Origin of the sequence: Streptomyces sp. NPDC044984 (genome assembly GCF_040646935.1) — a bacterium.
Lineage (GTDB): Bacteria > Actinomycetota > Actinomycetes > Streptomycetales > Streptomycetaceae > Streptomyces.
In genome coordinates this window covers 146,119-168,946 of the sequence record NZ_JBEZBE010000016.1, presented here as the reverse complement: position 1 = coordinate 168,946, position 22,828 = coordinate 146,119, and the positions used below count along the sequence as shown (strand labels likewise).

21 protein-coding genes and 1 pseudogene are annotated in these 22,828 nt (G+C 73.5%); 11 read left to right on the top strand and 11 right to left on the bottom strand.

All coding sequences use genetic code 11. The annotated features are described in order from the left end of the window. Positions 1 to 5: 5 nt before the first annotated feature. Positions 6 to 800, bottom strand: a complete 795-nt coding sequence (locus tag AB0A94_RS19575; RefSeq protein WP_361745854.1) for a metal-dependent hydrolase — start codon at positions 798 to 800, stop codon at positions 6 to 8. Positions 801 to 945: 145 nt separating this feature from the next. Between AB0A94_RS19575 and AB0A94_RS19570 the strand changes: the two genes are divergently transcribed. Together AB0A94_RS19570 and AB0A94_RS19565 are read left to right on the top strand one after the other, a co-directional pair. After that, positions 946 to 3,459: a DUF3516 domain-containing protein gene (locus AB0A94_RS19570; RefSeq protein WP_361745853.1), complete on the top strand. Its 2,514-nt coding sequence runs from the start codon at positions 946 to 948 to the stop codon at positions 3,457 to 3,459. Positions 3,460 to 3,478: 19 nt separating this feature from the next. Beyond that, a complete protein-coding gene (locus AB0A94_RS19565; protein ID WP_361745851.1) occupies positions 3,479 to 4,345 on the top strand; it encodes an acyl-CoA thioesterase II in 867 nt (288 codons plus the stop codon). Between the two features lies 1 nt (position 4,346). Here the strand turns inward: AB0A94_RS19565 and AB0A94_RS19560 are convergent, their stop codons facing one another. The 3 genes and pseudogenes from AB0A94_RS19560 to AB0A94_RS19550 form a co-directional block, all read right to left on the bottom strand. Continuing rightward, complete coding sequence (locus AB0A94_RS19560; RefSeq protein ID WP_361745849.1) at positions 4,347 to 5,267, bottom strand: DUF6397 family protein; 921 nt, start codon at positions 5,265 to 5,267, stop codon at positions 4,347 to 4,349. A 127-nt stretch (positions 5,268 to 5,394) separates the two neighbouring features. Beyond that, positions 5,395 to 5,802 carry a roadblock/LC7 domain-containing protein gene (locus AB0A94_RS19555; RefSeq protein WP_361745847.1) on the bottom strand — a complete coding sequence of 136 codons (408 nt, stop codon included), beginning with the start codon at positions 5,800 to 5,802 and terminating at the stop codon, positions 5,395 to 5,397. A gap of 172 nt (positions 5,803 to 5,974) precedes the next feature. Next, positions 5,975 to 6,555, bottom strand: a pseudogene (locus tag AB0A94_RS19550) (ATP/GTP-binding protein); the annotation flags it as partial. A 62-nt stretch (positions 6,556 to 6,617) separates the two neighbouring features. Between AB0A94_RS19550 and AB0A94_RS19545 the strand changes: the two are divergent. Then, the gene (locus tag AB0A94_RS19545; protein ID WP_361745845.1) at positions 6,618 to 7,217 is read left to right on the top strand and encodes a class I SAM-dependent methyltransferase; all 600 of its coding nucleotides are present in this window, start codon (positions 6,618 to 6,620) and stop codon (positions 7,215 to 7,217) included. Between the two features lie 24 nt (positions 7,218 to 7,241). On the opposite strand, the gene AB0A94_RS19540 is transcribed toward AB0A94_RS19545, so the two are convergent. Continuing rightward, positions 7,242 to 8,123: an oxygenase MpaB family protein gene (locus AB0A94_RS19540; protein ID WP_361745843.1), complete on the bottom strand. Its 882-nt coding sequence runs from the start codon at positions 8,121 to 8,123 to the stop codon at positions 7,242 to 7,244. Between the two features lie 100 nt (positions 8,124 to 8,223). Here AB0A94_RS19540 and AB0A94_RS19535 point away from each other — a divergent pair, with 100 nt between their 5' ends. The 3 genes from AB0A94_RS19535 (at position 8,224) to AB0A94_RS19525 (ending at position 11,098) form a co-directional block, all read left to right on the top strand. Next, positions 8,224 to 8,520: a hypothetical protein gene (locus AB0A94_RS19535; RefSeq protein ID WP_361745841.1), complete on the top strand. Its 297-nt coding sequence runs from the start codon at positions 8,224 to 8,226 to the stop codon at positions 8,518 to 8,520. A gap of 138 nt (positions 8,521 to 8,658) precedes the next feature. Next, complete coding sequence (locus AB0A94_RS19530; protein WP_361745839.1) at positions 8,659 to 9,531, top strand: hypothetical protein; 873 nt, start codon at positions 8,659 to 8,661, stop codon at positions 9,529 to 9,531. Between the two features lie 181 nt (positions 9,532 to 9,712). Then, entirely contained in the window at positions 9,713 to 11,098 is a 1,386-nt protein-coding gene (locus AB0A94_RS19525; protein ID WP_361745837.1) for a tannase/feruloyl esterase family alpha/beta hydrolase, read from the top strand. 4 nt (positions 11,099 to 11,102) lie between these two features. Here the strand turns inward: AB0A94_RS19525 and AB0A94_RS19520 are convergent, their stop codons facing one another. After that, complete coding sequence (locus AB0A94_RS19520; RefSeq protein WP_361745835.1) at positions 11,103 to 11,285, bottom strand: hypothetical protein; 183 nt, start codon at positions 11,283 to 11,285, stop codon at positions 11,103 to 11,105. Positions 11,286 to 11,617: 332 nt separating this feature from the next. Here AB0A94_RS19520 and AB0A94_RS19515 point away from each other — a divergent pair, with 332 nt between their 5' ends. Both AB0A94_RS19515 and AB0A94_RS19510 read left to right on the top strand, forming a co-directional pair. Beyond that, positions 11,618 to 14,434: an SNF2-related protein gene (locus AB0A94_RS19515; protein ID WP_361745889.1), complete on the top strand. Its 2,817-nt coding sequence runs from the start codon at positions 11,618 to 11,620 to the stop codon at positions 14,432 to 14,434. Then, positions 14,431 to 15,702 carry an SWF or SNF family helicase gene (locus tag AB0A94_RS19510; protein WP_361745833.1) on the top strand — a complete coding sequence of 424 codons (1,272 nt, stop codon included), beginning with the start codon at positions 14,431 to 14,433 and terminating at the stop codon, positions 15,700 to 15,702. The genes AB0A94_RS19515 and AB0A94_RS19510 overlap by 4 nt, the downstream gene beginning before the upstream one ends. Positions 15,703 to 15,846: 144 nt before the next feature. Here AB0A94_RS19510 and AB0A94_RS19505 read toward each other — a convergent pair whose 3' ends face one another. Then, positions 15,847 to 16,251, bottom strand: a complete 405-nt coding sequence (locus AB0A94_RS19505; protein WP_361745831.1) for a hypothetical protein — start codon at positions 16,249 to 16,251, stop codon at positions 15,847 to 15,849. Positions 16,252 to 16,590: 339 nt separating this feature from the next. Beyond that, positions 16,591 to 17,757, bottom strand: coding sequence for a xylose isomerase (gene xylA / locus AB0A94_RS19500; protein ID WP_361745829.1), 1,167 nt, complete (start codon positions 17,755 to 17,757; stop codon positions 16,591 to 16,593). Between the two features lie 128 nt (positions 17,758 to 17,885). Here xylA and xylB point away from each other — a divergent pair, with 128 nt between their 5' ends. Beyond that, a complete protein-coding gene (gene xylB / locus AB0A94_RS19495) occupies positions 17,886 to 19,331 on the top strand; it encodes a xylulokinase (protein WP_361745828.1) in 1,446 nt (481 codons plus the stop codon). 155 nt (positions 19,332 to 19,486) lie between these two features. Further along, entirely contained in the window at positions 19,487 to 20,695 is a 1,209-nt protein-coding gene (locus AB0A94_RS19490) for an ROK family transcriptional regulator (RefSeq protein WP_361745826.1), read from the top strand. Positions 20,696 to 20,716: 21 nt separating this feature from the next. On the opposite strand, the gene AB0A94_RS19485 is transcribed toward AB0A94_RS19490, so the two are convergent. Next, a complete protein-coding gene (locus tag AB0A94_RS19485) occupies positions 20,717 to 21,088 on the bottom strand; it encodes a DUF4180 domain-containing protein (protein ID WP_361745824.1) in 372 nt (123 codons plus the stop codon). A 115-nt stretch (positions 21,089 to 21,203) separates the two neighbouring features. On the opposite strand from AB0A94_RS19485, the gene AB0A94_RS19480 reads away from it, so the two are divergent. Further along, positions 21,204 to 21,599 carry a luciferase family protein gene (locus tag AB0A94_RS19480; RefSeq protein ID WP_217135341.1) on the top strand — a complete coding sequence of 132 codons (396 nt, stop codon included), beginning with the start codon at positions 21,204 to 21,206 and terminating at the stop codon, positions 21,597 to 21,599. 21 nt (positions 21,600 to 21,620) lie between these two features. Here the strand turns inward: AB0A94_RS19480 and AB0A94_RS19475 are convergent, their stop codons facing one another. Both AB0A94_RS19475 and AB0A94_RS19470 read right to left on the bottom strand, forming a co-directional pair. After that, entirely contained in the window at positions 21,621 to 21,815 is a 195-nt protein-coding gene (locus AB0A94_RS19475; RefSeq protein WP_073934709.1) for a hypothetical protein, read from the bottom strand. A 102-nt stretch (positions 21,816 to 21,917) separates the two neighbouring features. Then, the gene (locus tag AB0A94_RS19470) at positions 21,918 to 22,781 is read right to left on the bottom strand and encodes a phosphatidylinositol-specific phospholipase C/glycerophosphodiester phosphodiesterase family protein (RefSeq protein ID WP_361745821.1); all 864 of its coding nucleotides are present in this window, start codon (positions 22,779 to 22,781) and stop codon (positions 21,918 to 21,920) included. Positions 22,782 to 22,828: the final 47 nt, after the last annotated feature.

Genomic DNA, 22,828 nt, shown 5'->3' with positions numbered 1-22,828 from the left:
GTTCCTCAGATCACGTTGAGCGCCGCCGCGCAGCCCACTCCGCCCAGCAGCATGAACACGGGCATCAGCACCTTCAGCTCCACCCAGCTGCCCGCCCGGAACCGCATCGCCCTCGGCGGGCCGATCGGGTACCAGCGCTTGCGACCCACCGGTATCGGCCACAGGATCGGGCAGCCGGAGACGGTCAGCGCGTCCCCGATGTCGTGCACCAGCGCGCCCAGCACGACCGGCAGCCCCAGCCACAGGTACTCCTGGCCCGGCGCGGTGAACAGCCAGTCCGAGCCGTTGCCCGGCTCGTCCAGCACCCCCGCGAGGATCCAGGCGCTGGTCGCCGCCAGCAGCCACACCAGGACGTCGCTGCTGGAGCCTCGCGTCGCCCGCCACAGCAGGCCCTCGATGGCCAGCACCATGTGCGCGAAGAGGATGGCCAGCACCGCCCAGCGGCCGCCCGTGATCGCGAGGACCGCGGTGCCCGCACCGATCAGGACGGCCCACAGCCACGTGTGCGTGAGCGTGCGGTGCCCGCCGGAGCGGCGCGGGTCGCCCTGCTTCTTGGTGGCCTTGTAGACGGCGTAGGACAGCTTGTCGACGATCTCGCACAGCCAGCGGGACAGGGGCCCGAAGGCCCGCGAGATGGTGGCCGCCTTGTGGTCCAGGTCCGGGGCGAGCGCGGCGCCGGCGCAGATCAGGGCACCGGCCAGGAGGACCGGCCAGGGCATGGCGTGTCCGGCCGCGGCCGTCGCCGCGCCGACCCCGAGCCAGGCCGCGGCGCCCGACAGTGAGTGTGCTGGTCCCATCATCGCCGTTGCCCGCCCCATTCCTCGTTCGCCACCGGCCGGTTGACCCGGTGCCTTGACGCCCCGCCGGCCACACAGCGTAGCGTTCGCGATCTTCCCGCCCGCAGCCGATTCCCCCATCGGCCGGGCGGGCAGGCAAGATGGGGGCGTGACCCTCATCGATCAGCTGCCGCCGACCGCCGACCCCGACGCACTCTACGAAGCCTTCGAGTCGTGGGCCCGGGAACGCGGTCTCACGCTCTATCCCCACCAGGAGGAGGCGCTGATCGAGGCGGTCTCCGGGGCGAACGTGATCGTGTCGACGCCCACGGGCTCCGGCAAGAGCATGATCGCGGCGGGCGCCCACTTCGCCGCCCTGGCGCGCGACGAGGTCACCTTCTACACGGCGCCCATCAAGGCGCTGGTGTCGGAGAAGTTCTTCGAGCTGTGCAAGGTCTTCGGCACGGAGAACGTCGGCATGCTCACCGGCGACGCGTCCGTCAACGCCGACGCCCCGGTGATCTGCTGCACCGCCGAGGTGCTGGCGTCGATCGCGCTGCGCGACGGCAAGGACGCCGACGTGGGCCAGGTCGTGATGGACGAGTTCCACTTCTACGCGGAGGGGGACCGCGGCTGGGCCTGGCAGATCCCTCTGCTGGAACTGCCGCAGGCACAGTTCGTGCTGATGTCGGCGACGCTCGGCGACGTCTCCTTCTTCGAGAAGGACCTCACCCGCCGCACCGGCCGTCCCACCGCCGTGGTCCGCTCGGCGACCCGGCCCGTGCCGCTGTCCTACGAGTACCGGTACACGCCGCTCACCGAGACGCTCACCGATCTGCTCGAGGCCCGGCAGGCGCCGGTCTACATCGTGCACTTCACGCAGGCGCAGGCGGTGGAGCGGGCGCAGGCGCTGATGAGCATCAACATGTGCACGCGCGAGGAGAAGGACAAGATCGCCGAGCTGATCGGCAACTTCCGCTTCACCACCAAGTTCGGCCGCAATCTGTCCCGCTACGTCCGGCACGGCATCGGCGTGCACCACGCCGGCATGCTGCCCAAGTACCGGCGGCTGGTGGAGAAGCTCGCCCAGGCCGGTCTGCTGAAGGTCATCTGCGGCACCGACACGCTCGGGGTGGGCGTCAACGTCCCCATCCGCACGGTGCTGTTCACGGCCCTGACCAAGTACGACGGCAACCGCGTGCGCACGCTGCGGGCCCGTGAGTTCCACCAGATCGCGGGCCGTGCCGGTCGCGCCGGCTTCGACACCGAGGGCTTCGTGGTGGCCCAGGCCCCCGAGCACGTCATCGAGAACGAGAAGGCGCTGGCCAAGGCCGGTGACGACCCGAAGAAGCGCCGCAAGGTCGTGCGCAAGAAGGCGCCCGAGGGTTTCGTCGCCTGGAGCGAGCAGACCTTCGAGAAGCTCATCGACTCCGAGCCGGAGCCGCTGACCTCCCGCTTCCGGGTCACGCACACCATGCTGCTGTCGGTGATCGCCCGGCCCGGCAACGCCTTCGAGGCCATGCGGCGGCTGCTGGAGGACAACCACGAGCCGCGCAAGCAGCAGCTGCGGCACATCCGGCGGGCGATCGCCATCTACCGCTCGCTGCTGGACGGCGGCATCGTCGAGAAGCTCGACCGGCCGGACGCCGAGGGCCGGATCGTCCGCCTCACCGTGGACCTGCAGCAGGACTTCGCGCTGAACCAGCCGCTGTCCACGTTCGCGCTGGCCGCGTTCGAGCTGCTGGACCCGGAGTCGCCGTCGTACGCGCTGGACATGGTGTCCGTCGTGGAGTCCACGCTGGACGATCCGCGCCAGATCCTCGCCGCCCAGCAGAACAAGGCGCGCGGCGAGGCGGTCGCCGCGATGAAGGCCGACGGGGTGGAGTACGAGGAGCGCATGGAGCGCCTCCAGGACATCACCTACCCGAAGCCGCTGGAGGAGCTGCTCTTCCACGCGTACAACACCTACCGCAAGAGCCATCCCTGGGTCGGTGACCATCCGCTGTCGCCGAAGTCCGTGATCCGGGACATGTACGAGCGGGCGCTGTCGTTCACCGAGCTGGTGTCCCACTACGAGCTGGCCCGCACCGAGGGCATCGTGCTGCGCTACCTCGCGAGCGCCTACAAGGCGCTGGAGCACACCGTCCCGGACGACCTGAAGTCGGAGGACCTGGAGGATCTGATCGCCTGGCTGGGCGAGACGGTGCGCCAGGTCGACTCCAGCCTGCTGGACGAGTGGGAGCAGCTGGCCAATCCGGAGGAGATGACCGCCGAGGAGGCGCAGGAGAAAGCCGACCAGGTCAAGCCGGTCACCGCCAACGCGCGCGCCTTCCGCGTCCTGGTCCGCAACGCCATGTTCCGCCGGGTCGAGCTCGCCGCCCTCGACCAGGTGGACGAGCTGGGCGAGCTGGACGCCGAGGGCGGCTGGGACGCGGACGCCTGGGGCGAGGCGATGGACAAGTACTGGGACGAGCACGAGGAGCTCGGCACCGGTCCCGACGCCCGCGGGCCGAAGCTGCTGCTGATCGAGGAGGAGCCGCAGAACGGGCTGTGGCGGGTCCGGCAGATCTTCGACGACCCCAGCGGCGACCACGACTGGGGCATCAGCGCCGAGGTCGACCTCACCGCCTCCGACGCGGAGGGCCGTGCGGTCGTCCGGGTCACCGACGTCGGTCAGTTGTGAGCACAGGAGAATCCCACCCATGACGAACCCGGCCGAGAGCCTCGTCGCCCTGCTCGACCTGGAGCAGATCGAGGTCAACATATTCCGTGGCCGCAGTCCGCAGGAGTCCCTCCAGCGGGTCTTCGGCGGCCAGGTGGCCGGCCAGGCCCTGGTCGCCGCCGGCCGCACCACGGAGGGCGACCGTCCCGTGCACTCCCTGCACGCGTACTTCCTTCGTCCGGGCAGGCCCGGGGTGCCGATCGTGTACCAGGTCGAACGGGTGCGGGACGGCCGGTCGTTCACGACCCGCCGGGTCACCGCGGTGCAGCAGGGCCGCACGATCTTCAATCTGACCGCCTCCTTCCACAAGCCTGAACAGGGAAGCTTCGAACACCAGCTGCCGCCGGCCCGCGAGGTCCCGGACCCCGAGTCGCTGCCGACGGTCACCGATGAGATCCGTGAGCATCTGGGCGCGTTGCCGGAGCAGTTGGAGCGGATGGCGCGCCGCCAGCCCTTCGACATCCGCTATGTGGACCGGCTGCGCTGGGACGCCGGCGACATCAAGGACGCCGAGCCGCGCAGCGCGGTGTGGATGCGCGCGGTCGGCCCGCTCGGCGACGATCCGCTGGTGCACACCTGTGCCCTGACGTACGCCAGTGACATGACCCTCCTGGACGCCGTGCGGATCCCGGTGGAGCCGCTGTGGGGGCCGCGCGGCTTCGACATGGCGTCGCTGGACCACGCCATGTGGTTCCACCGTCCGTTCCGCGCCGACGAGTGGTTCCTGTACGACCAGGAGTCGCCGATCGCCACGGGCGGGCGGGGTCTGGCCCGCGGCCGGATCTACGATCTGGAGGGCCGGATGCTGGTGTCCGTCGTCCAGGAGGGGCTGTTCCGGGCCCTGTAGGTCACCGGTTTCCGCGCCACCACCGGCCCAGCAGGCCGCGGGACGTTCCGCGTACCGGCTTCACGGCTTCCCGCGTCCGCCGAGCCGGTCCGGGGCGGTGGGGAGCGGGACGGGGCGCCGGCCGGTGTGCCCGCGCCTCCTCCGTCAGCCGGGTCAGGTCGGTCTGCAGCCAGGCGATCTCGTCCGGGTCCCGGGCGGTCATGAGCTCTTCCGCCGGCTCCGCGGCCGGTGAGCCGGGCGCGCCGTGGAACGGTGGCCGCCGGCGGAACCGGTCGAGGTAGGAGCGGTCGTGGGCGTCCGGGACGGCCTCCGACACGTGCAGCGGGTCGAGCAGCGACGCCACGGCCCCGGCGCGCGCCCAGGGGTCGTCGGCCCGGCGGAGCATGAAGCCCAGCTGCCGGGCGCGCCAGTTCCGCGGGCGCAGGTCGATGCCGGTGTCGAGCAGGCTTCTGAGGCTCTCGGGCGTGCGCCCCGCCAGCAGGGGTGTGTTCCTGTCGTCGGCCGCGAACAGGCTTAGTTCCTCGGCCAGATAGAGCCAGACCACGGCGCGGTAGCGGTTCAGGTAGAACTTCACGGGCACCAGCAGTCCCAGCCTCGCGAGGCGGGTGAAACGGGTCTTCGTCACGTCGATGAGGGCGGCGCCCTCCGCGGTTCCCACGGCCTGCACGCTCCGGCGCAGGGCCTCCGGGAACCCGGGCCCGGCGCGGAGCCGCTCGATCTCGGCCCGGTCGACCCGCAGGCCCCCTCCGCCGTCGTCGGGGGTCGCACGGATCCGCCCGAGCTGCACGGCGAGGTCGAACTCGGTGCCCTTGAGACCGAGTTCGCGTGCCGCGCGGCCCGGTCCGACCCGGACCTCCCGTGCCGCCGTGGTCCGCTCGGCGGTGGCGGTGGTGTCATGCGCGACGGTGTGCTGTCCGGACATGTTCGTCCTCCCCCGTGGAGTGTGGGCGGCCGGCGCCGGGTGCGCCCGCCCGGAAAAACCGTAGCCGCTTTGTCACTCTCCGTGGTAAGCCTGTGGATAACTCCGCAGCGGAGGACGAACGCGCAGGTCAGACGTCTGTGCCGGGTTCCGGCTGGCGGGCGTCCACGTCCAGGTGCTCGCCGACCCGGTTGACCAGCAAGGTCATCTCGTACGCGATCTGGCCGATGTCGGCCTCCGCTCCGCTGAGTACGCACAGACAGCTGCCGGTGCCCGCCGCGGTGACGAAGAGCACCGCGTCGTCGAACTCGATCATCGTCTGGCGTACCCCGCCCGCGCCGAAGTGCCGTCCCGAACCCTTGGCGAGGCTGTGCAGTCCGGACGAGACGGCGGCGAGGTGCTCCGCGTCCTCGCGTCGCAGCCCCGTGCTCGCGCCCGTCACCAGCCCGTCGTTGGACAGGACCAGCGCGTGCCGTACGTGTTCGACGCGTTGGGTCAGGTCGTCCAGCAGCCAGCCGAGTCCCTGGTTCTGCGCCATGTCGTGTGTCTCCCCCTGGTCTTCCCCGTGGTCTTCCCCGTGTGCTGTTCCCTCCTGGCGGGAGGGCCCTCGCGCCAGCCTTCCCCACGACCGGGCGCCGGGCAAGGAGGACGGGGGCCGAGGGGCGGAAGATGACCGAGGAACAGTGGCGCGAGCCCGGATCCCGAGGTCGTCCCACCGGGTCGAGCGGCCGGGCGGTGTGCACGCGTCCGGCGTACTCGACGAGCCGGACCAGCACCTCCTTCCCCGAGTCGCGCTCGCGTGCGCCGCACAGCACGACGGGTGTTCCGCCGTCCGGGGCGAGCGCGCGGCAGACGGCCCCCGTGCCGGGGCGCCGGGCTCCCGCGAAGCAGTGACCGCGACGGCGAACGGGATCCGCCGGTGCTCGAAGTGGTCCACGGCGGGGAAGCAGTCCTCCAGGCGCCGGGTGTCCGCGAGGACCACCGCGCCCATGGCGCCCTGCACCGGCTCGTCCCACAGGAACCGGAAACGGTCCTGTCCCGGGGTGCCGAAGAGATACGGGGAGAGTCCCGAGCGGAAGGTGACGCTCCCGAAGTCCATGGCGACGGCCGCGGTGACCTTCTGGTCCACGGCGCAGGCCGTGGTGCCCTTCTGGTCCACGCCGTCGGTGTCGTCCACCGACCGACCGGCCTCGCCGGGCGGTTCCTCGGTGCGCGGCGGCCGGATCCCGCCGACCGCGCCCACCGGGGTGGTCCTGCCCACGCCGAATCCGCCTGCGCCCGGTGTCTTCAGCGCCGGCGCTGCCGTCTCGTGGCCGGGGGCGTCTCCCTTTCCGGTGGGGGATCATGCGGAGCATGAGCGACGACCACACACACGTCCAGGAGTTCTTCACCGCGCGTGCCGCCGACTGGGACCGCCGCTTCCCCGACGACGGTCCGGCCTACGCCGCCGCGGTCGCCGGGCTCGGGCTGCGCGAGGGGGACCGGGTGCTCGACGCGGGCTGCGGCACCGGGCGCGCCCTGCCTCCGCTGCGTGCGGCCGTGGGGCCCTCGGGCGTGGTCCTCGGCGCGGACCTGACGCCGGCCATGCTGCGGGAGGCGGCACGGGCCGGACGGGACCGCGACGGGGCACTGCTGCTGACCGACGTCGCCGCGCTGCCGCTGCGTCCGTCCGCGCTGGACGCCGTGTTCGCGGCGGGTCTGATCGCCCACCTGCCCGATCCGGCCGGCAACCTCCGGGAGATCGCGCGGGTGGTGCGGCCGGGCGGCGTGCTCGCGCTGTTCCACCCGATCGGCCGGGCGGCGCTCGCCGCCCGGCAGGGCCGCACGCTCACCCCGGACGACCTCCGCGCGGAGCCGAATCTCCGCGTGCTGCTGTCCCGTTCGGGGTGGCGCATGACGTCGTACGCCGACGAGGACACGCGCTTCCTGGCGTTGGCCGTCCGTGCGGACTGAGCGCTCGGCCACGCGGCCGGGCGCTCAGTCCGGGTGCCGCACCGGGCAGCCCCGCAGTCCCGGCACGGGGCTGGTGCCCAGGTCGGCCAACCGGTAGCCGTTCGGGTAGCTCTTGATCTCCCGGTTCTGCCGGGCGAAGTGCGGGGCGCACCGCGGCGGCAGCAGCCGGACGGCGCGGCCCCGCAGCCGTACCGCGCGGCGCACCCACGCACGGGTGGCCGCGCTCGGCGGGGTGTAGCGGAAGGCGTGCAGAAGGGGTTCGTCGAGCAGCGCGAGCGTGGCGGTACGCAGTACGGGGGCGAGCGGGCGCGGATACCAGGAGGTCATGAGGTCGAGCGTGGCGTCCGAGACCCGCCGCGCGCCCTCGTCCCAGTCGAAGTGGGCCTCTTCGTAGGCGTCCAGGCAGCTTTCGAACTCCTCGTAGGACCCGGGGATCTCCTTGATGCCCATGTACCGTCCCAGCGTCCGGTAGTGGACGGCACTGGCGACGGTCTCGTGCCGCGACAGCCTGCGCCATCCGTAGGAGTCGATCCACCGCTTGGGCATCACCACGAACGTGCACAGGACGTACCGCATGTCGTCGTCGGGGATGTCGTAGGCGTGGTGCATCCGGTTGATGCGGCGGATCGCGGTCCTGCCCCGGGCACTGCCGAATCCGTGCTCGACAACGGCGTCCAGGAGGAGAGAGGTGTCGTCGTAGCGCTTCTGGGACCGGTCGGTGAGCTCCGCGGTCTCGGCGAGCAGGCGGCCGATCCGGGGAACGGCGTAGGTGCGGTAGAGGGCCAGTTCCAGGGCCCGGGTGAAGTCCCAGGGGAACTCGTACGCCGCGCTGAGCCGGTAGATTTCCGTGGCCTCCCGGTAGGGGTCCATCCGCCGGATCCGTTCCAGCCGTTCGAAGCGTCGCACCGTACTGCCCCCTTCTCCCGTCGAGACCGCAACCCTACGTTGAGTGGCAGGAGATGGACGGTCGGCGACGGCAACCGCACCAGGGGAAGGGGTGGACCGCATGTGGGGACGGGTTCGGGAGATCGGGAGCAGGATGACCGGCGTCCGGCGCGCGGAGGAGCGGGCCGGACGGGAGGAGCGTCCGCGCAATCTGTTCGAGGCCGCCGCGGCGTACGTCTCGGCCTGCGCGGAGGACGATCAGGACCGGATCGACGAGGCGGCCGGCTGGGTGTCGCCGGAGGCGCTGTCGTTCGGGGTGAACGAGCTGGCGTGCCGGGCCGTGACCGCGCTCGCGCGGGAGCGGGGAGAGTCCCCGGGGACGGTCGCGCGGGCGCTGCTGGGGCTTCCGGCCGCCTGAACCGCCCGCCGGAGCGTGGTCGTTTCGTCCCGTCCGGCCGGAAACCTGCAGCTCCGGGCATGGCCGCGGGGGTCGTGACAAGCGGCTCGGCGTCGGCATAGGGTGCGCGCCGGTGGACGAACCGATGGGGAGGCTGGGATGGCCGGGACGGACGAGGAAGCCGTCGCCGCCGCGGACGACGCGCTCTATGTGCTCACGGCGGCGCTGCTGACGCCGGCGAAGTTCCCGAGCGTACTGGGCGACGACTATCCGGAGGCGTGCGCGGCGCTCGGCCTTCCGCCACTCGCCGACGGGTACGGGCTGGTGCTCGGTCAGGACGGCGAGGGTGCCCGGTGGACCGTCGTCGTGGACGACGTCTCGCTGGTCGCCGTCGCGATCGCGTCCTGGGACTGCGGGATGGAGCACGATCTGTCGCCGGACGAGCGCACGGTCGTCGCCGCGCTGCCCGGCTGGCCCCTCGCGGTGGCCGTCGCGGCGCCGCACGTGCCCGCGCCGCACGATCCCGGTCCGGACGCCGGGGCCGGGCCCCCGCTGACCCCGCCGGACACCGAGGCCTGGGGACCGGCCCAGCGCCGGCTGGGTGCCGACGAGATCGCGCTGCAGTGGGCGGTCTGGCGGGAGCGGGTCGACGACGCGGCGTTCCCGGCACCGGGCGGCTCGGCCCGGGCTGCCGACGGCGCGGAGGGGCCCGCGGAGGAGGGCCGGACGGAGGAAGCGAACGACCGGACGGACGGGCGGCCGGGGCACAGCGGGATCCGGCGGGTGCTGGCGGAGGCACGCGCGTACGTCGACTCGCCGCCGCCGCTCGGCCGGGTCCGCTCGTCCTTCGCCCCGGGCGGCGCGCGCACCCTGCGTGCCGACGGCCCCGGCTGGTCGCTGGTGGCCCGGACGGACGACATCGCGTTCGTCCTGCTCGACGACGAACCCGGCGAGGTCCTGCCGGTGGGCCGGGGCCCGGAGCTGCCGGGCCTGCTCGAAGCGCTCGACCGGATGGCCGTACGGCCGCTCTGAGTGCACGCGGCTTCGAAAAGGCCGGAGTGAAGGACGTTAGCGTGTGTTGAAACCCCACGTGTGGGCGCCGTTCCATAGGGCGCCAACCCATCGATGACGGCGAGGGCGGGCCTCCACCATGGGGCAGTTCCGCGATCGACCCCATGTCTCCCTTCCGCTGTCCGTCCTTTCGGAGGCCGTCATGCGCCCCTTCCGTGGCGTTCCGTTGCTCGCCGCCGTCCTCGCCGCGGCCGCCCTCACCGCTCCGTCCCCGGCCGGCGCGGCCGGGGACGGTCACTGCGCGCGCCAGGAACGCGTGCGCGTGCCGGGCGCGGCCCATCAGCGCAGTGCCTGCCTCGCCGATCTGACCACGGCGGGGCTGGCCGGTACGCCGTACACCGACATGGCCGACCAGGCGGGGCTGACCGCCGCGGCCACCCGGTCGCCGTCCGGCGTGCCCGGGGTGCAGATCGACGGCTACTTCCCGGACTCGTCCCGCTTCAACAACACCCACGGCTGGCGGCACGACGCCCAGTTCGTGATCCGGCTGCCCGACCGCTGGAACGGCGGACTGGTCGTCACCGGCGCACCCGGCAACCGCAAGCAGTACGCGACCGACAAGGCGATCTCCGACCAGGTGCTGGCGCGGGGCTACGCCTATGCGGCGACCGACAAGGGCAACAGCGGTGTCGACTTCCACCGCGACGGGAAGCGGCCCGGTGACGCCGTCGCCGAGTGGAACGCGCGCACCACACAGCTCACCCGCGCCGTCCGGCGCGCGGTGGCCCAGCGCTACGGGCACGCCCCGCGCCGTACGTACATGACCGGCGTCTCCAACGGCGGCTACCTCACCCGCTGGCAGTTGGAGAACCGCCCGGAGCTGTACGACGGCGGGGTGGACTGGGAGGGCACCCTGTGGGCCGCCGAGGGGCGCCACCCGCTGCTCTCCCTTCCGGTGGCGGTGGCCCGGACGTACGGCAGGGCGACCGACGAGGACATGTACGCGGCGGGCTTCGCACGCGGCTCCGAGTTCCTGTGGCCGTACCACGAGAAGGCCTACTGGGGGCTCACGCAGAAGATCTACCGCGCCGAGTTCGACCCGGACCACGACCCGGGCTGCCCCGGTCCCTCCGCCGGGTCGACGACGGAGCAGATCCTCGCGCCGTGCCCGTCCGACGCCGCCTACGACTACGCCTCGCGCCCCGCGTCCGTGCACCGTGCCGTGGAGCGTGTGGCGCTCACCGGGCGGATCGGGCGGCCGATGATCACCCTGCACGGCGATCTGGACGCGCTGCTGCCCAAGTCCGTCGACTCCGATGTGTACGCCGGCATGGTCGAGGCGAGCGGGCGCGGGCGGATGCACCGCTACTACACGGTGCAGGACGGCACGCACGTCGACGGGCTGTACGACACCCATCCGGACCGGCTGCGGCCGATCCTGCCCTGCTACCGCTCGGCGTTCGACGCCCTGGTCGCATGGGTGGAGCGCGGAGTCGCGCCGCCCGCGGACCGGACGGTCGGCAGGCCCGCGGACGGCGATGTGGTCGACTCCTGCGCGCTGGACTCCGGTGAGGCGGTGACGCCGTAGCGCCTCAGCGGCCCAGCTCCTTGCGCGAGACGCGGCGCAGCCTGCGCCGCTGTGCGGGGTCCAGGGCGAGGTACGCGGCGGCCGGAACTCCCAGGACTATCAGAAGCGCGGCCCACCAGGGCAGCCAGAAGAGCAGGACCAGTCCGGCCGCCACACCCCCCGCGGCGATCTTGGCGTTCTTCGACATGAGTGTCGCCTCCTTCGCGGCCACTGCCGCTCTCTCTGCCGTGAAAACGGGCCCGCGCCCGCGGCAGTTCCGGACCGCGACCCTGAGACGTCCCTGAGGTGCGCCCCTAAGGTCTTCGAGAGCCCGTCGTGGGCCTCCCGCCCGGGAAGGCCCACGACGGGCTTCCATGGTGACTCGACTCACAGCTCGGGCATACCCGGTCGGCACCGCTCGTGCTGTACCCTCGGCGACTCCGGCTTCACTAGTCAAGTTTGAGGACTCCTGTCATCGTTGCGCAGACGACTCCCCCGGCACCCTCCTCCGCACACTCCGCGCACCCTGCACACTCCGCACTGACCGGCTGTCCGGCCGTATTCGTACCGGGTGACCCCGCCCGCACCGGCCGGGTCGCGTTCTGGCGGCCCGACGGCTCGCCTCCCCCGGCCGTGGACGCGGCGTCGGCCGGGGACCTGACCGTCGTGGTGCCCGGCGACGACGGGATCGAGGCGGTGCGTGTGCCCGCCACCGTGCTGCCGGTGCGCGACGCGCTCCCGTTCCTCACGCGTGCGCGTGCCGGTGGCGCCGGGCACCGGGCCACCCGCTTCTGGGGAGCCGCCACCGTGCACGCCCTGCACCTGGTGGCGCGCGGTCTGCTGCTGCCCGGCCTCTCCCCCGCCGACCACGACGCCTGGCGCGTCGGCCCGCTGGACGCGCAGGACGTCGAGGCGATCCGCCGGCTCGCCGCCGCGATGCCGCCGGAGGCACACGCGACACCGCTGGACGGCACCGGGCCGCCTCGGCTGCCCGACCCCGAACGGCTGCTGCGCGCCTTCCTCGACGCGGTCGCCGACACCCTCCCCCGCTCCCCCGCCGCCCGCCTCGCGACCGGCACCGCCGCCTTCTCGGTACCGGAACCGCAACGGCTGCCCGGGCTGCGGGCCTGGGCCGCCGGCATCGCCGCCGGCCACGACGCCGGCGTACGGCTGTCGCTGCGGATCGAGGTGCGCGGGCTCACGGACGCGGCCGGCACCCCGGACGTGTCGTTCCGGGCCGTCCTCCAGATGCACGGCGTGAACGACCCCGCACTCGTCGCGGACGCCGGCGAGGTGTGGACCGGGGCGCGTGACGCGGCCTTCGACTCCCGCGCGCGCATGGACGCCCTGCTCGCGCTCCGCCGCGCGGCGCGGGCCTGGGCGCCGCTCACCCCCTTGCTGTCGGCGGCCGTGCCGGACGCGGTGGACCTCGCGGAGGAGGAGATCGCCGAACTCCTCGGCGACGGCGGCCGGGCACTCGCCGGTGCGGGCGTCGACGTGCACTGGCCCAAGAAGCTGGTCCGCGAACTCACCACCCGCGCGGAGGTCGGTCCCGGAGACGACGGACCGGGTCCCGGAAGGGCCGGGTCCGCGGACGGACCGTCGTTCCTGTCCGCCGACGCGCTGCTCGCCTTCGACTGGTGGTTCGCCCTGGGCGACCGGAGGCTCACGCGTGAGGAACTGGACCGGCTGGCCGAGGCGAACCGTCCCCTCGTGCGGCTGCGCGACCAGTGGGTCCTGATCGACCCGCGGGAACTGGCCCGAGCCCGTGCGCGCCAGGACCGCAAGATCACGCCGGTCGACGCGCTCGGTGCGGCCCTGACGGGCTCCGTGGAGGTCGACGGCGGCCGCGTCGAGGTCCGGCCCACCGGGTGGCTGGCGGCCCTGCGGGACCGGCTCGCGGACCCCGAGGCGCAGGAGCCCGTCGAGCAGCCCGCCGCGCTCGCCGCGACGCTGCGGGACTACCAGCGGCGCGGCCTGAACTGGCTGGCCCGGACGACCTCCCTGGGCCTGGGCTGCTGTCTCGCCGACGACATGGGGCTCGGCAAGACCGTCACCCTGATCGCCCTGCACCTGCACCGCCAGACCGATCCGGATTCCGCGGGCCCCACTCTCGTGGTCTGCCCGACCTCCCTGATGGGCAACTGGCAGCGGGAGATCGAGCGGTTCGCGCCCGGCACCCCGGTGCGCCGCTTCCACGGCGCGCGGCGGGCGCTGGACGACCTGGCCGACGGCGAGGTGGTGCTCACCACGTACGGCACCATGCGGCTGGACGCCTCCCGGCTCGCCGGGGTCCCCTGGGGCATGGTCGTCGCCGACGAGGCCCAGCACGTGAAGAACCCGTACTCCTCGACGGCCCGCCGGCTGCGTTCCATCGGCGCACGCGCGCGCGTGGCGCTCACCGGCACGCCGGTGGAGAACAACCTGTCGGAACTGTGGGCGATCCTCGACTGGACGACTCCCGGCCTGCTGGGCCGGCTCGGCACCTTCCGGCGGCGGTACGCGGACGCCGTCGAGGGCGGGCGGGATCCCGCCGCGGCGGAGAGGCTGGCCCGTCTGGTACGGCCGTTCCTGCTGCGCCGCCGCAAGTCGGACCCCGGGATCGCACCCGAGCTGCCGCCCAAGACGGAGACCGATCACGCCGTGTCGCTCACCCAGGAGCAGACGGCGCTGTACGAGGCCGTGGTGCGCGAGGCGATGGCCGAGATCGCCGGCGCCGGCAGCATGGCGCGGCGCGGACTGATCGTGAAGCTGCTGACCGGCCTGAAGCAGATCTGCAACCACCCGGCGCAGTTCCTCAAGGAGGAACGGCCGGTGCTCGCGGGGCGGTCGGGGAAACTGGAGCTGCTGGACGAACTCCTCGACACGGTCCTCGCCGAGCGGGCCGGTGTCCTGGTGTTCACGCAGTACGTGCGGATGGCCCGGCTGCTGGAACGGCACCTGGCCGCGCGGGGCGTGCCGACGCAGTTCCTGCACGGCGGCACGCCGGTCGCCGAGCGCGAGGCGATGGTGCGCCGCTTCCAGGACGGCGAGGTACCGGTCTTCCTGCTGTCGCTGAAGGCGGCGGGCACGGGGCTGAACCTCACCCGCGCGGAGCACGTCGTGCACTACGACCGCTGGTGGAACCCCGCCGTCGAGGCGCAGGCGACGGACCGCGCGTACCGCATCGGCCAGACCCGGCCGGTGCAGGTGCACCGCATCATCGCCGAGGGGACCGTCGAGGACCGCATCGCCGGGCTGCTGGAGCGCAAGCGCGAGCTGGCCGACGCGGTGCTCGGCTCCGGCGAGGCGGCGCTCACCGAACTGACCGACGCCGAGCTGGCGGAGCTGGTCGAACTGCGAGGGGGACTGCGATGACCCGGTACGACGGTGACGAGGCCGGCGTGGAGCGCGTCTTCGCCGCGCTGCCGCCCGCGCGGGGGCGTGGTTTCGCGGGGACCTGGTGGGGCCGGGCCTGGCTGACGGCGCTGGAGGGTACGGCGCTGGACTCCCGGCAGCTCAAGGCGGGCCGCGGGCTCGCCCGCGCGGGCGCGGTCGGCGCGGTGTCCGTACGGCCGGGGCGCATCACCGCGGTCGTACAGGACCGGGACCGTACGGCCCACCGCGCGGACGTGCTGCTGCAGGAGCTGTCCGAGGAGCAGTGGGACCGTTTCCTGGCCATGACCGTGGAGCGGGCCGGGCATGTCGCGGCGCTGCTCGACCGCGAGATGCCCACGCACCTGGTCGAGGACGCGGAGCTGGCCGGCGTCGAACTGCTGCCGGGCCCGGGCGATCTGGAACCGGAGTGCGACTGCGGGGCCTGGGACCACTGCGGTCACACGGCGGCGCTGTGCTACCAGGTGGCCCGGCTGCTGGACCAGGACCCGTTCGTCCTGCTGCTGATGCGGGGACGGGGCGAACGCGCCCTGCTGGACGCGCTCCGGACGCGCGGTGACGCGTCCGCCGGGCGGCCCGCGCGGGATGCGGAGGGCGTGGACGCGGCCGAGGCGTACGCGGCCGGGGACATCCTGCCGTCGCTTCCCGACGCCCCGGTCCTCCTCGCGGAGCCGGGTGTTCCGCCGTCGCTGGACACGGAGGCGGAGCCCGCGGCCGGGATCGATCCGCCCGCGCTGGAGTTCCTGGCCGCCCGGACCGCCGTACGGGCCCACCGGCTGCTGGCGGAAGCGCTCCGGGACGGGCACGAACGGCAGCCCGTGGAACCGGAACCGGCCGTCGCGCGGGACGCGGTGCGGTTGGCCGCCGGGGAGCCCGGCCGCACCGTGACGGAGCGGCTCGCCGAGGGGTCCGGGCGCGGCCGGGAAGGGCTGGCCGTGGCCGTACGGGCCTGGCGGCACGGCGGTACGGCGGCCCTGGCCGTGCTCGACGAGGAGTGGACCGTGGACGGCGAACGGCTGGCACGCGCGCGTGCCGCCCTCGACTCGGCGTGGGACGAGGACGAACGGCCGGTGCTCCGGGCCCGGGCCAACCGGTGGACGGTGGCCGGCGCACCCGTCCAGCTGCGCCTGGACCGGGAGGGGCGCTGGTGGCCGTACCGCAAGGAACGCGGCCGGTGGACCCCGGCAGGGGATTCCGCCCACGACCCGGCGACGGCACTGGCCTCGGCGGAGCGCGCACCCGAAAGGTAGCCGCGGCGGGACCGTCGCCGCGCCAAGGCCCCGCCCTGCCCCGGTGGCCGTACCGCGAGGAACACGGCCGCCCGGTCCCGGCAGGGGTTCCCGCAGGGACCGGCGACGGCCCGGCGGAGAGTGACCGCGCCTCGCGCGGTGCCGTCAGGGCAGCTCCACGTCCCCCAGGGACGGCAGGAGCGACTCCAGACCGCTCGGGAACCCGGACGGCAGCTCTGTGGGAAAACCGGACGGCAGCCGGCTCGGGAGACCGCTGGGCAGCCCGGAGGGGATGCCGAACGACGGATCGGACGAGCCGCCGGTGCCCGTGCCGCTCTCGGTGGGCTCCTTGTCCGGCGAGTCGTCGTCCCCCCTGGTCATCAGCACGACGAGGGACACGGCCGTGATGGCGACGACGACGGCGAGCAGGAGGAGCACGGCCCTGCGTCCGCCGGGCGGCCCGGGAGGACGGGGTGGCGGCGCGCCGCCGTTCGCGGGCGGTCCGAAGCTGCCGCCGCCCGGAGGCGGGGTGTCGTCCGGCGGCCTGGGCGGTACGGGTGGCATGGCCATACACACCAGGGTCGCCGCGAACCCGGGGCCCGCGCGAGGGGGCCGCGCGGAAGTTGATACGGACTCAGGGCACGGGCGCCATGATGACGACGTACCCCACGCGGAGCGCACGTCCTGAACAGCACCGTCCCCGCGGCGGGCCCGACCCGCACCACGCGCGTGCGCCACACGGTCATACGGCGCGGGGGCGCATCCGCGCGGGGGCGCGTACCGAGCCGGCCCGGACGCGCGACGGCCGGGTGCGCGCCACGCGTGGAGGCGCGGTCGTCCCGGACGCGTGTGCGAGGGCGTGGCCGTCCCGTGGCAGGGACGGGACGGCCACGCCCTCGCGGTCGGGGCTCAGCCCCGGGCGCCCAGCAGGTGGTCCATCGCCAGCTGGTCGAGGCGCTCGAAGGCCATGCCCCGCGCGGCGGCCTCGTCGACGTCGAAGTCCTCGAAGGCGGACCGGTCGTCGAGCAGGGCCTGGAGGCCGTCGGCCGCCGTGGGCTGGGCCAGCTGGTCCAGCCGGGCCGCGCTGAGCGCCTCCTGCACCTCCGGGTCGGCGCGGAACGCGGCCGCGCGCTCCTTGAGGATCAGGTAGTTGCGCATGCAGCCGGCCGCCGACGCCCACACGCCGTCGAAGTCCTCGGTCCGCGGCGGCTTGAAGTCGAAGTGCCGCGGACCCTCGTACCCGGCCGACTCCAGCAGGTCCACCAGCCAGAACGCCGCGCGCAGGTCACCCGCGCCGAAGCGGAGGTCCTGGTCGTACTTGATGCCGTTCTGGCCGTTGAGGTCGATGTGGAAGAGCTTGCCCGCCCACAGCGCCTGCGCGATGCCGTGCGGGAAGTTCAGCCCGGCCATCTGCTCGTGGCCGACCTCCGGGTTGACGCCGTACAGCTCCGGGCGCTCCAGGCGCTCGATGAACGCCAGGGCGTGGCCGACGGTGGGGAGCAGGATGTCGCCGCGCGGCTCGTTCGGCTTGGGCTCGATGGCGAAGCGGATGTCGTAGCCCTGGGCGGTGACGTACTCGCCGAGCAGGTCGAAGGCCTCCTTCATGCGGTCGAGGGCGTCCCGCACGTCCTTGGCGCCGCCGGACTCGGCGCCCTCACGGCCGCCCCAGGCCACGTACGTCTCGGCGCCGAGCTCGACCGCGAGGTCGATGTTGCGGATGGTCTTGCGCAGGGCGTAGCGGCGCACGTCGCGGTCGTTGGCGGTGAAGCCGCCGTCCTTGAACACCGGGTGGGTGAACAGGTTGGTGGTGGCCATCGGCACCTTCATGCCGGTGTCGTCCAGCGCCTGACGGAACCGCTTGATGTGCTCCTCGCGCTCGCTGTCGCTCGAGCCGAAGGGGATCAGGTCGTCGTCGTGGAACGTGACGCCGTGGGCGCCCAGCTCGGACAGGCGCCGCACCGTCTCGACCGGGTCGAGGGCGCGCCGCGTGGCGTCGCCGAAGGGGTCCCGTCCCTGCCAGCCGACGGTCCACAGTCCGAAGGTGAACTTGTCCTCGGGGGTGGGCTGGTAGTTCATGCCGCGGCTCCTTGCTCGCTGAGACTATTTCGTCATGGCGGTTTACAAATTAGTATGCAGGAACATTTCTGGGAAGAGACACACCCCGCCGAGTCGCGGAAGGTGGGTCGCAGAAGAGGGAGAGACCGATGTCAGCAGCCGAGGGTCCGCTCGTCGTCGGCGTGGACACATCCACCCAGTCCACCAAGGCGCTGGTCGTCGACGTGGCCACCGGCCGGGTCGTCGCGAGCGGCCAGGCACCGCACACGGTGACCTCGGGGGCGGGCCGGGAGAGCGACCCGCGCCAGTGGTGGGACGCCCTGTCCGAGGCGCTGCGCCAGTGCGGCGAGGCGGCGCACGAGGCCGCCGCGGTGTCGATCGGCGGACAGCAGCACGGCCTGGTCACCCTGGACGGGCGCGGGGAGCCGGTCCGCCCGGCGCTGCTGTGGAACGACGTGCGTTCCGCGCCGCAGGGCCGCCGGCTGATCGAGGAGCTGGGCGGCGCGAAGTTCTGGGCCGAGCGCACCGGAAGCGTGCCGGCCGCCTCCTTCACGGTCACCAAGTGGGCCTGGCTGGCGGAGCACGAGCCGGACGCGGTGCGCGCCACCAAGGCGGTCCGTCTCCCCCACGACTACCTCACCGAGCGGCTCACCGGGCAGGGCACCACCGACCGCGGCGACGCCTCCGGCACCGGCTGGTGGGCGTCGGGGACGGAGGCGTACGACGAGGAGATCCTCGCGCACGTGGGGCTCGACCCGGCGCTGCTGCCCCGCGTGGTGCGTCCCGGTGAGGTCGCCGGGACCGTGCGCGACGGCCACGACCTGCCGTTCTCCAAGGGCACCCTGGTGGCGTGCGGCACCGGTGACAACGCCGCCGCCGCACTGGGCCTCGGGGTGCGTCCCGGCACGCCGGTGATGAGCCTCGGCACCTCGGGCACCGTGTACGCGGTGACGCGGCGCAGGCCGGCCGACCCGACCGGCACGGTGGCGGGGTTCGCCGACGCGCGCGGCGACTGGCTGCCGCTGGCCTGCACACTCAACTGCACGCTGGCCGTGGACCGGGTCGCGGCGCTGCTGAACCTGGACCGCGAGGCCGTCGAACCCGGGCGCGGCGTCACGCTGCTGCCCTTCCTGGACGGTGAGCGCACCCCGAACCTCCCCCACTCCTCCGGCCTGCTGCACGGGCTGCGCCACGACACCACCGGCGGTCAGCTGCTCCAGGCCGCCTACGACGGTGCCGTGTACTCCCTGCTGGCCGCGCTGGACCTGGTCCTCGACGAGGACGCCGACCCGTCGGCGCCCCTGCTGCTGATCGGCGGCGGCGCCCGGGGCACGGCCTGGCAGCAGACCGTACGGCGGCTGTCGGGGCGGTCCGTCCAGGTGCCCCGGGCCAAGGAGCTGGTCGCGCTCGGTGCGGCGGCGCAGGCGGCCGGACTGCTCACCGGGGAGGACCCGGCGGCGGTCGCCCGGCGCTGGGACACGGCGGCGGGCCCGGTGCTGGAGGCCGTGGAGCGGGACGAGGAGACGCTGGCCAGGCTGGCCGGGGTACTCTCCGACGCGGCCCCGCTGCTGGACCGCGGCACGGCCACCGGCTGACGGCGCCCGCCGGTGGGCACCGACCGCCGGCGCCCACCGGCACGGCACCGGCCGTCCGCGCCTGCCGCCCCGGCACCGGCCGGCAGGCACAGGCCGGCAGGCCGGAGCGACCGTCCGTACACCGACGACCGCAGAGACCGAGGAACGACGGAGGAATGAGCGCACCGCCGCACAAGACCCGCCCGGCCGGTCCGGGGCGCGCGTTGCCCGACACCCAGCAGGGCATGCGCCGCCGCAACCTGTCCCGTGTGATGCACACCGTGAGCGCCGAGGGGCCGCTGTCCCGGGCCGCCGTCGCCTCCCGCATCGGCCTGACCCGCGCGGCGGTGTCCACGCTGGTCGACGAGCTCATCCGCTCGGGCCTGCTGGAGGAACTGGGCCCCGAGCGGCCCGGACGCGTGGGCCGTCCCGGCTCGGCGCTGGCCGTCAGCGGACGCGGCCCCGCGGGCATCGGAGCCGAGATCGGCGTCGACCATCTCGCGGTCTGCGCGGTCGACCTGCGCGGACGGGTCCGGTCACGGGCGGTGCGGCACGTCCCGAACCGGGACCGCTCCCCCGGGCCGGTGCTCGGGGAACTCACCGGGCTGATAGAGCGGGTCGCCGCCGAGGCGGAGGGCGAGGGCCTGTGGCCGGCGGGGCTCGCCGTGGCCGTGCCGGGCCTGGTCGCCCGCGACGCCCGGACCGTCGTACGCGCCCCGAACCTCGGCTGGCTCGACACCGACCTCGGCGACCTGCTCCCGGCGGACCTGCCGCTCACCGTGGCCAACGAGGCCAACTTCGGCGCGCTGGCCGAACTGTGGCTCGGCGAGGACACCCCGCGCGACTTCCTCCATGTGTCCGCCGAGATCGGCATCGGTGCCGCGGTCGTCGTGGACGGACGGCTGCTGCACGGTAACCGCGGCTTCGCGGGCGAGCTGGGCCACGTACCGGTACGGCCCGACGGACCGGAGTGCGCCTGCGGCGGGAGGGGCTGCCTGGAGCAGTACGCCGGCGAGGAGGCGGTGCTGCGCGCGGCCGGACTGGAGCCGGGCGAGGACCGCGTCGGCCTCCTCGCGGGCCGCGCCGCGCAGGGCGACGCGGACGTACGACGCGCCCTGGAGGACGCGGGAACGGCGCTCGGGATCGCCCTGACCGGGGCGGTCAATCTGCTGGACCCCGAGAGCGTGGTGCTGGGCGGGGCCCTGTCCGGGCTCGCGCCCTGGCTGCTGCCGTCGCTCCGCTCCGAGCTGGCCCGCCGTACCGCGGGGCCGGCCTGTCCCGTCTCCGTGTCCCCGCTGGGGCCCGAGGGCCCGCTGCTGGGCGCGGCGCACTCGGTGGTGCGGGGAGTCCTGGACGACCCGGCGGTGGTGGCCGAACGGTCCTGACGCGCCCCCGGGACACGCGGGCTACCCGCGCGCGAGCCTCCGCTCGAGTTCCGCGCGGTCGGCGACGAACCACATCTGGGTGCCGCGGTTCGCCTCCCGCACGAAGTCGCGCAGGGCGTCGCTTTCCGCCACGTGGGAGGCGATGTCGCCGACGATCACCAGGCGGACCCGGTAGGTGACGAACTTCTGCACCACGTCCCCGGCGACGCCCGAGCGCAGGGCGAAGAACTCGTCGGCCACCCGGTCGACGGGGACGGCCACCACCTCCGCCTGACAGCCCATGGCATCGCCGATCAGATCGAGGGCGGTGTCACCGCCGCTCAGCTTCCGGCCGTCCCGGTCGCACACGAGGACGGGAACACCGTGCCAGGTCATGAGCTCGTCAGCTGCCATGACATGATCGTATGTCAGTTTCCCACCGGTGTTCCGGCGGCCTCGCAACCTCACCGCTCGATTACGAATCGCCCAACTTCTGGTGTCCGGACGTTGAGCAGGCAACGATGAGGGCATGACACCGGCGCAGCGAGCCATGGAGCGACTGCTCACCTGGTCCGATCTCACGGCCTGTCCGGCCGGTTGCGGCACGGGGCAGGCGCTCCGCACCGCCCGTGCGGAGATCGTCCACTTCCACTCCGCGCGGGACGTGGACCTCCACCTCACCCGTCGCGCCATCCAGCGCTTCCACTACGACCTGGGCGGGTCGAGCGCGATACAAGTGGTCCCGAATTCGGACTGGGTGACGGTGCATCTGGACTGCGCCACGGATGTGGACCTGCTGCTGAGTCTGGTGAGCGTCGCCCTCAAGGCGCACCAGAACAGATCTCCGTCCGCGCTGCCGGCACCGGCGGGGTGCAACTTCCACCGCGTCACCGTGCTGCCGCGGGACGCGGTCACCGACCGCTGAACCGCGCCCGGCACGGTGGCCTCACGGCCGCAGACCGCCGACGATGTCGGCGGTCGCCGTGAGGCCGCTGTGGATCGTGGGCGCGATGCTCGTGCTGGCCAGGTAGAACCCGAGCAGCAGACAGACCAGCGCGTGGGAGATCTTCAGCCCGCCGTTGCGCAGGAAGATCACCGCAAGGACCGAGAGCAGCAGCACCACAGAGATGGAAATGGCCATCGTCAACCTCCTCCGCCACATCCTTTTCGCGGCGTTCGGCCGCAAGTGTGGCGTAGCGGAGGGTTCATCCGGGCGGCTGACCTATCCTCCGAACGTGTGGTGTCACGCCCTCCGGTGGGCGTCGAGGAAGGATTCCAGGCCCGCGAGGTCGTCCGTGTTGAGGTGGTCGACGTCCGCCGCCACCAGTTCGCCCCAGAGCGCGTCGCGGGCGGGGCCCGGCAGGTCGGGGGTGGCCCAGAACCGCACCCGCTGCCCGCGCGCGTGGGCGGTGCCCACGATGTCGCGCAGTTTCCGGCGCTCGGCGTCGGGGAAGGCGCCGACGCCCCGCCAGGTGAAGTTGAGCGTCCAGTTGTCACTGATCAGCGGGACGAAGGAGGCCGGTGCGGTGCTGCCGAGGTCGGTGAGCCGGCCATCGTAGAAGGCACGGCGGACCCTCTGGGCCTCCATGGGGGCACGGGCCGCGCGGTCGCCGGAGACGACGGCGGTGACCGGTCCGGGCAGCACCCTGCCGTGGGCACAGGTGGTGAACAGGTGCCGGTAGCGGCGCAGATGGCGGTCGAGTTCGAGATAGGTGGAGGCGCCCTCGGTCTTGATGTCGATCAGCAGCTGGAGCGGCCTGCGCTGTCCGCGGTACACCGAGCCGCGGTGGGCGCGGACCCGGGCGGTGAGCGGGTCGAGGTAGAGGGACTCCAGGGTGCGGGACGGGTCGAGGTCCTCGGGGTCGTGAGCGACCAGGAGTTGGCCGCCGACCAGGTAGATGTCGGCCTCGACGCTGCCGAAGCGGTGGTCGAGTGCGTCGAGGAGGGGGCGGGGGTGCTCGTAGTCGTTGTGGGCGTGGGCTCGCCACAACGGGCTCGGGCGGCGCCGCTGTTCACCGGCCAGTGCCTGGGTCGCGGGGAGGGCGACCGAGCCGGCGAGGGCGGCGCCGAGGGTGGTGAGGGCTCTGCGACGGGTGGTGAGGGCCATGCGCTGCCTTCCTGGAGGGACCGTACGGGACCTCAGTGAGTATGAGG

Bases quoted from the DNA above. Each gene is read 5' to 3' on its own strand.
- AB0A94_RS19490 (WP_361745826.1), top strand. From the start codon at position 19,487: ATGAGCGCACCGCCGCACAAGACCCGCCCGGCCGGTCCGGGGCGCGCG.
- xylA (WP_361745829.1), bottom strand. From the start codon at position 17,757: ATGAACTACCAGCCCACCCCCGAGGACAAGTTCACCTTCGGACTGTGG.
- AB0A94_RS19525 (WP_361745837.1), top strand. From the start codon at position 9,713: ATGCGCCCCTTCCGTGGCGTTCCGTTGCTCGCCGCCGTCCTCGCCGCG.
- AB0A94_RS19565 (WP_361745851.1), top strand. From the start codon at position 3,479: ATGACGAACCCGGCCGAGAGCCTCGTCGCCCTGCTCGACCTGGAGCAG.
- AB0A94_RS19480 (WP_217135341.1), top strand. From the start codon at position 21,204: ATGACACCGGCGCAGCGAGCCATGGAGCGACTGCTCACCTGGTCCGAT.
- AB0A94_RS19510 (WP_361745833.1), top strand. From the start codon at position 14,431: ATGACCCGGTACGACGGTGACGAGGCCGGCGTGGAGCGCGTCTTCGCC.
- AB0A94_RS19520 (WP_361745835.1), bottom strand. From the start codon at position 11,285: ATGTCGAAGAACGCCAAGATCGCCGCGGGGGGTGTGGCGGCCGGACTG.
- AB0A94_RS19475 (WP_073934709.1), bottom strand. From the start codon at position 21,815: ATGGCCATTTCCATCTCTGTGGTGCTGCTGCTCTCGGTCCTTGCGGTG.
- AB0A94_RS19535 (WP_361745841.1), top strand. From the start codon at position 8,224: ATGTGGGGACGGGTTCGGGAGATCGGGAGCAGGATGACCGGCGTCCGG.
- AB0A94_RS19545 (WP_361745845.1), top strand. From the start codon at position 6,618: ATGAGCGACGACCACACACACGTCCAGGAGTTCTTCACCGCGCGTGCC.
- xylB (WP_361745828.1), top strand. From the start codon at position 17,886: ATGTCAGCAGCCGAGGGTCCGCTCGTCGTCGGCGTGGACACATCCACC.
- AB0A94_RS19505 (WP_361745831.1), bottom strand. From the start codon at position 16,251: ATGGCCATGCCACCCGTACCGCCCAGGCCGCCGGACGACACCCCGCCT.
- AB0A94_RS19470 (WP_361745821.1), bottom strand. From the start codon at position 22,781: ATGGCCCTCACCACCCGTCGCAGAGCCCTCACCACCCTCGGCGCCGCC.
- AB0A94_RS19560 (WP_361745849.1), bottom strand. From the start codon at position 5,267: ATGTCCGGACAGCACACCGTCGCGCATGACACCACCGCCACCGCCGAG.
- AB0A94_RS19575 (WP_361745854.1), bottom strand. From the start codon at position 800: ATGATGGGACCAGCACACTCACTGTCGGGCGCCGCGGCCTGGCTCGGG.
- AB0A94_RS19530 (WP_361745839.1), top strand. From the start codon at position 8,659: ATGGCCGGGACGGACGAGGAAGCCGTCGCCGCCGCGGACGACGCGCTC.
- AB0A94_RS19555 (WP_361745847.1), bottom strand. From the start codon at position 5,802: ATGGCGCAGAACCAGGGACTCGGCTGGCTGCTGGACGACCTGACCCAA.
- AB0A94_RS19485 (WP_361745824.1), bottom strand. From the start codon at position 21,088: ATGGCAGCTGACGAGCTCATGACCTGGCACGGTGTTCCCGTCCTCGTG.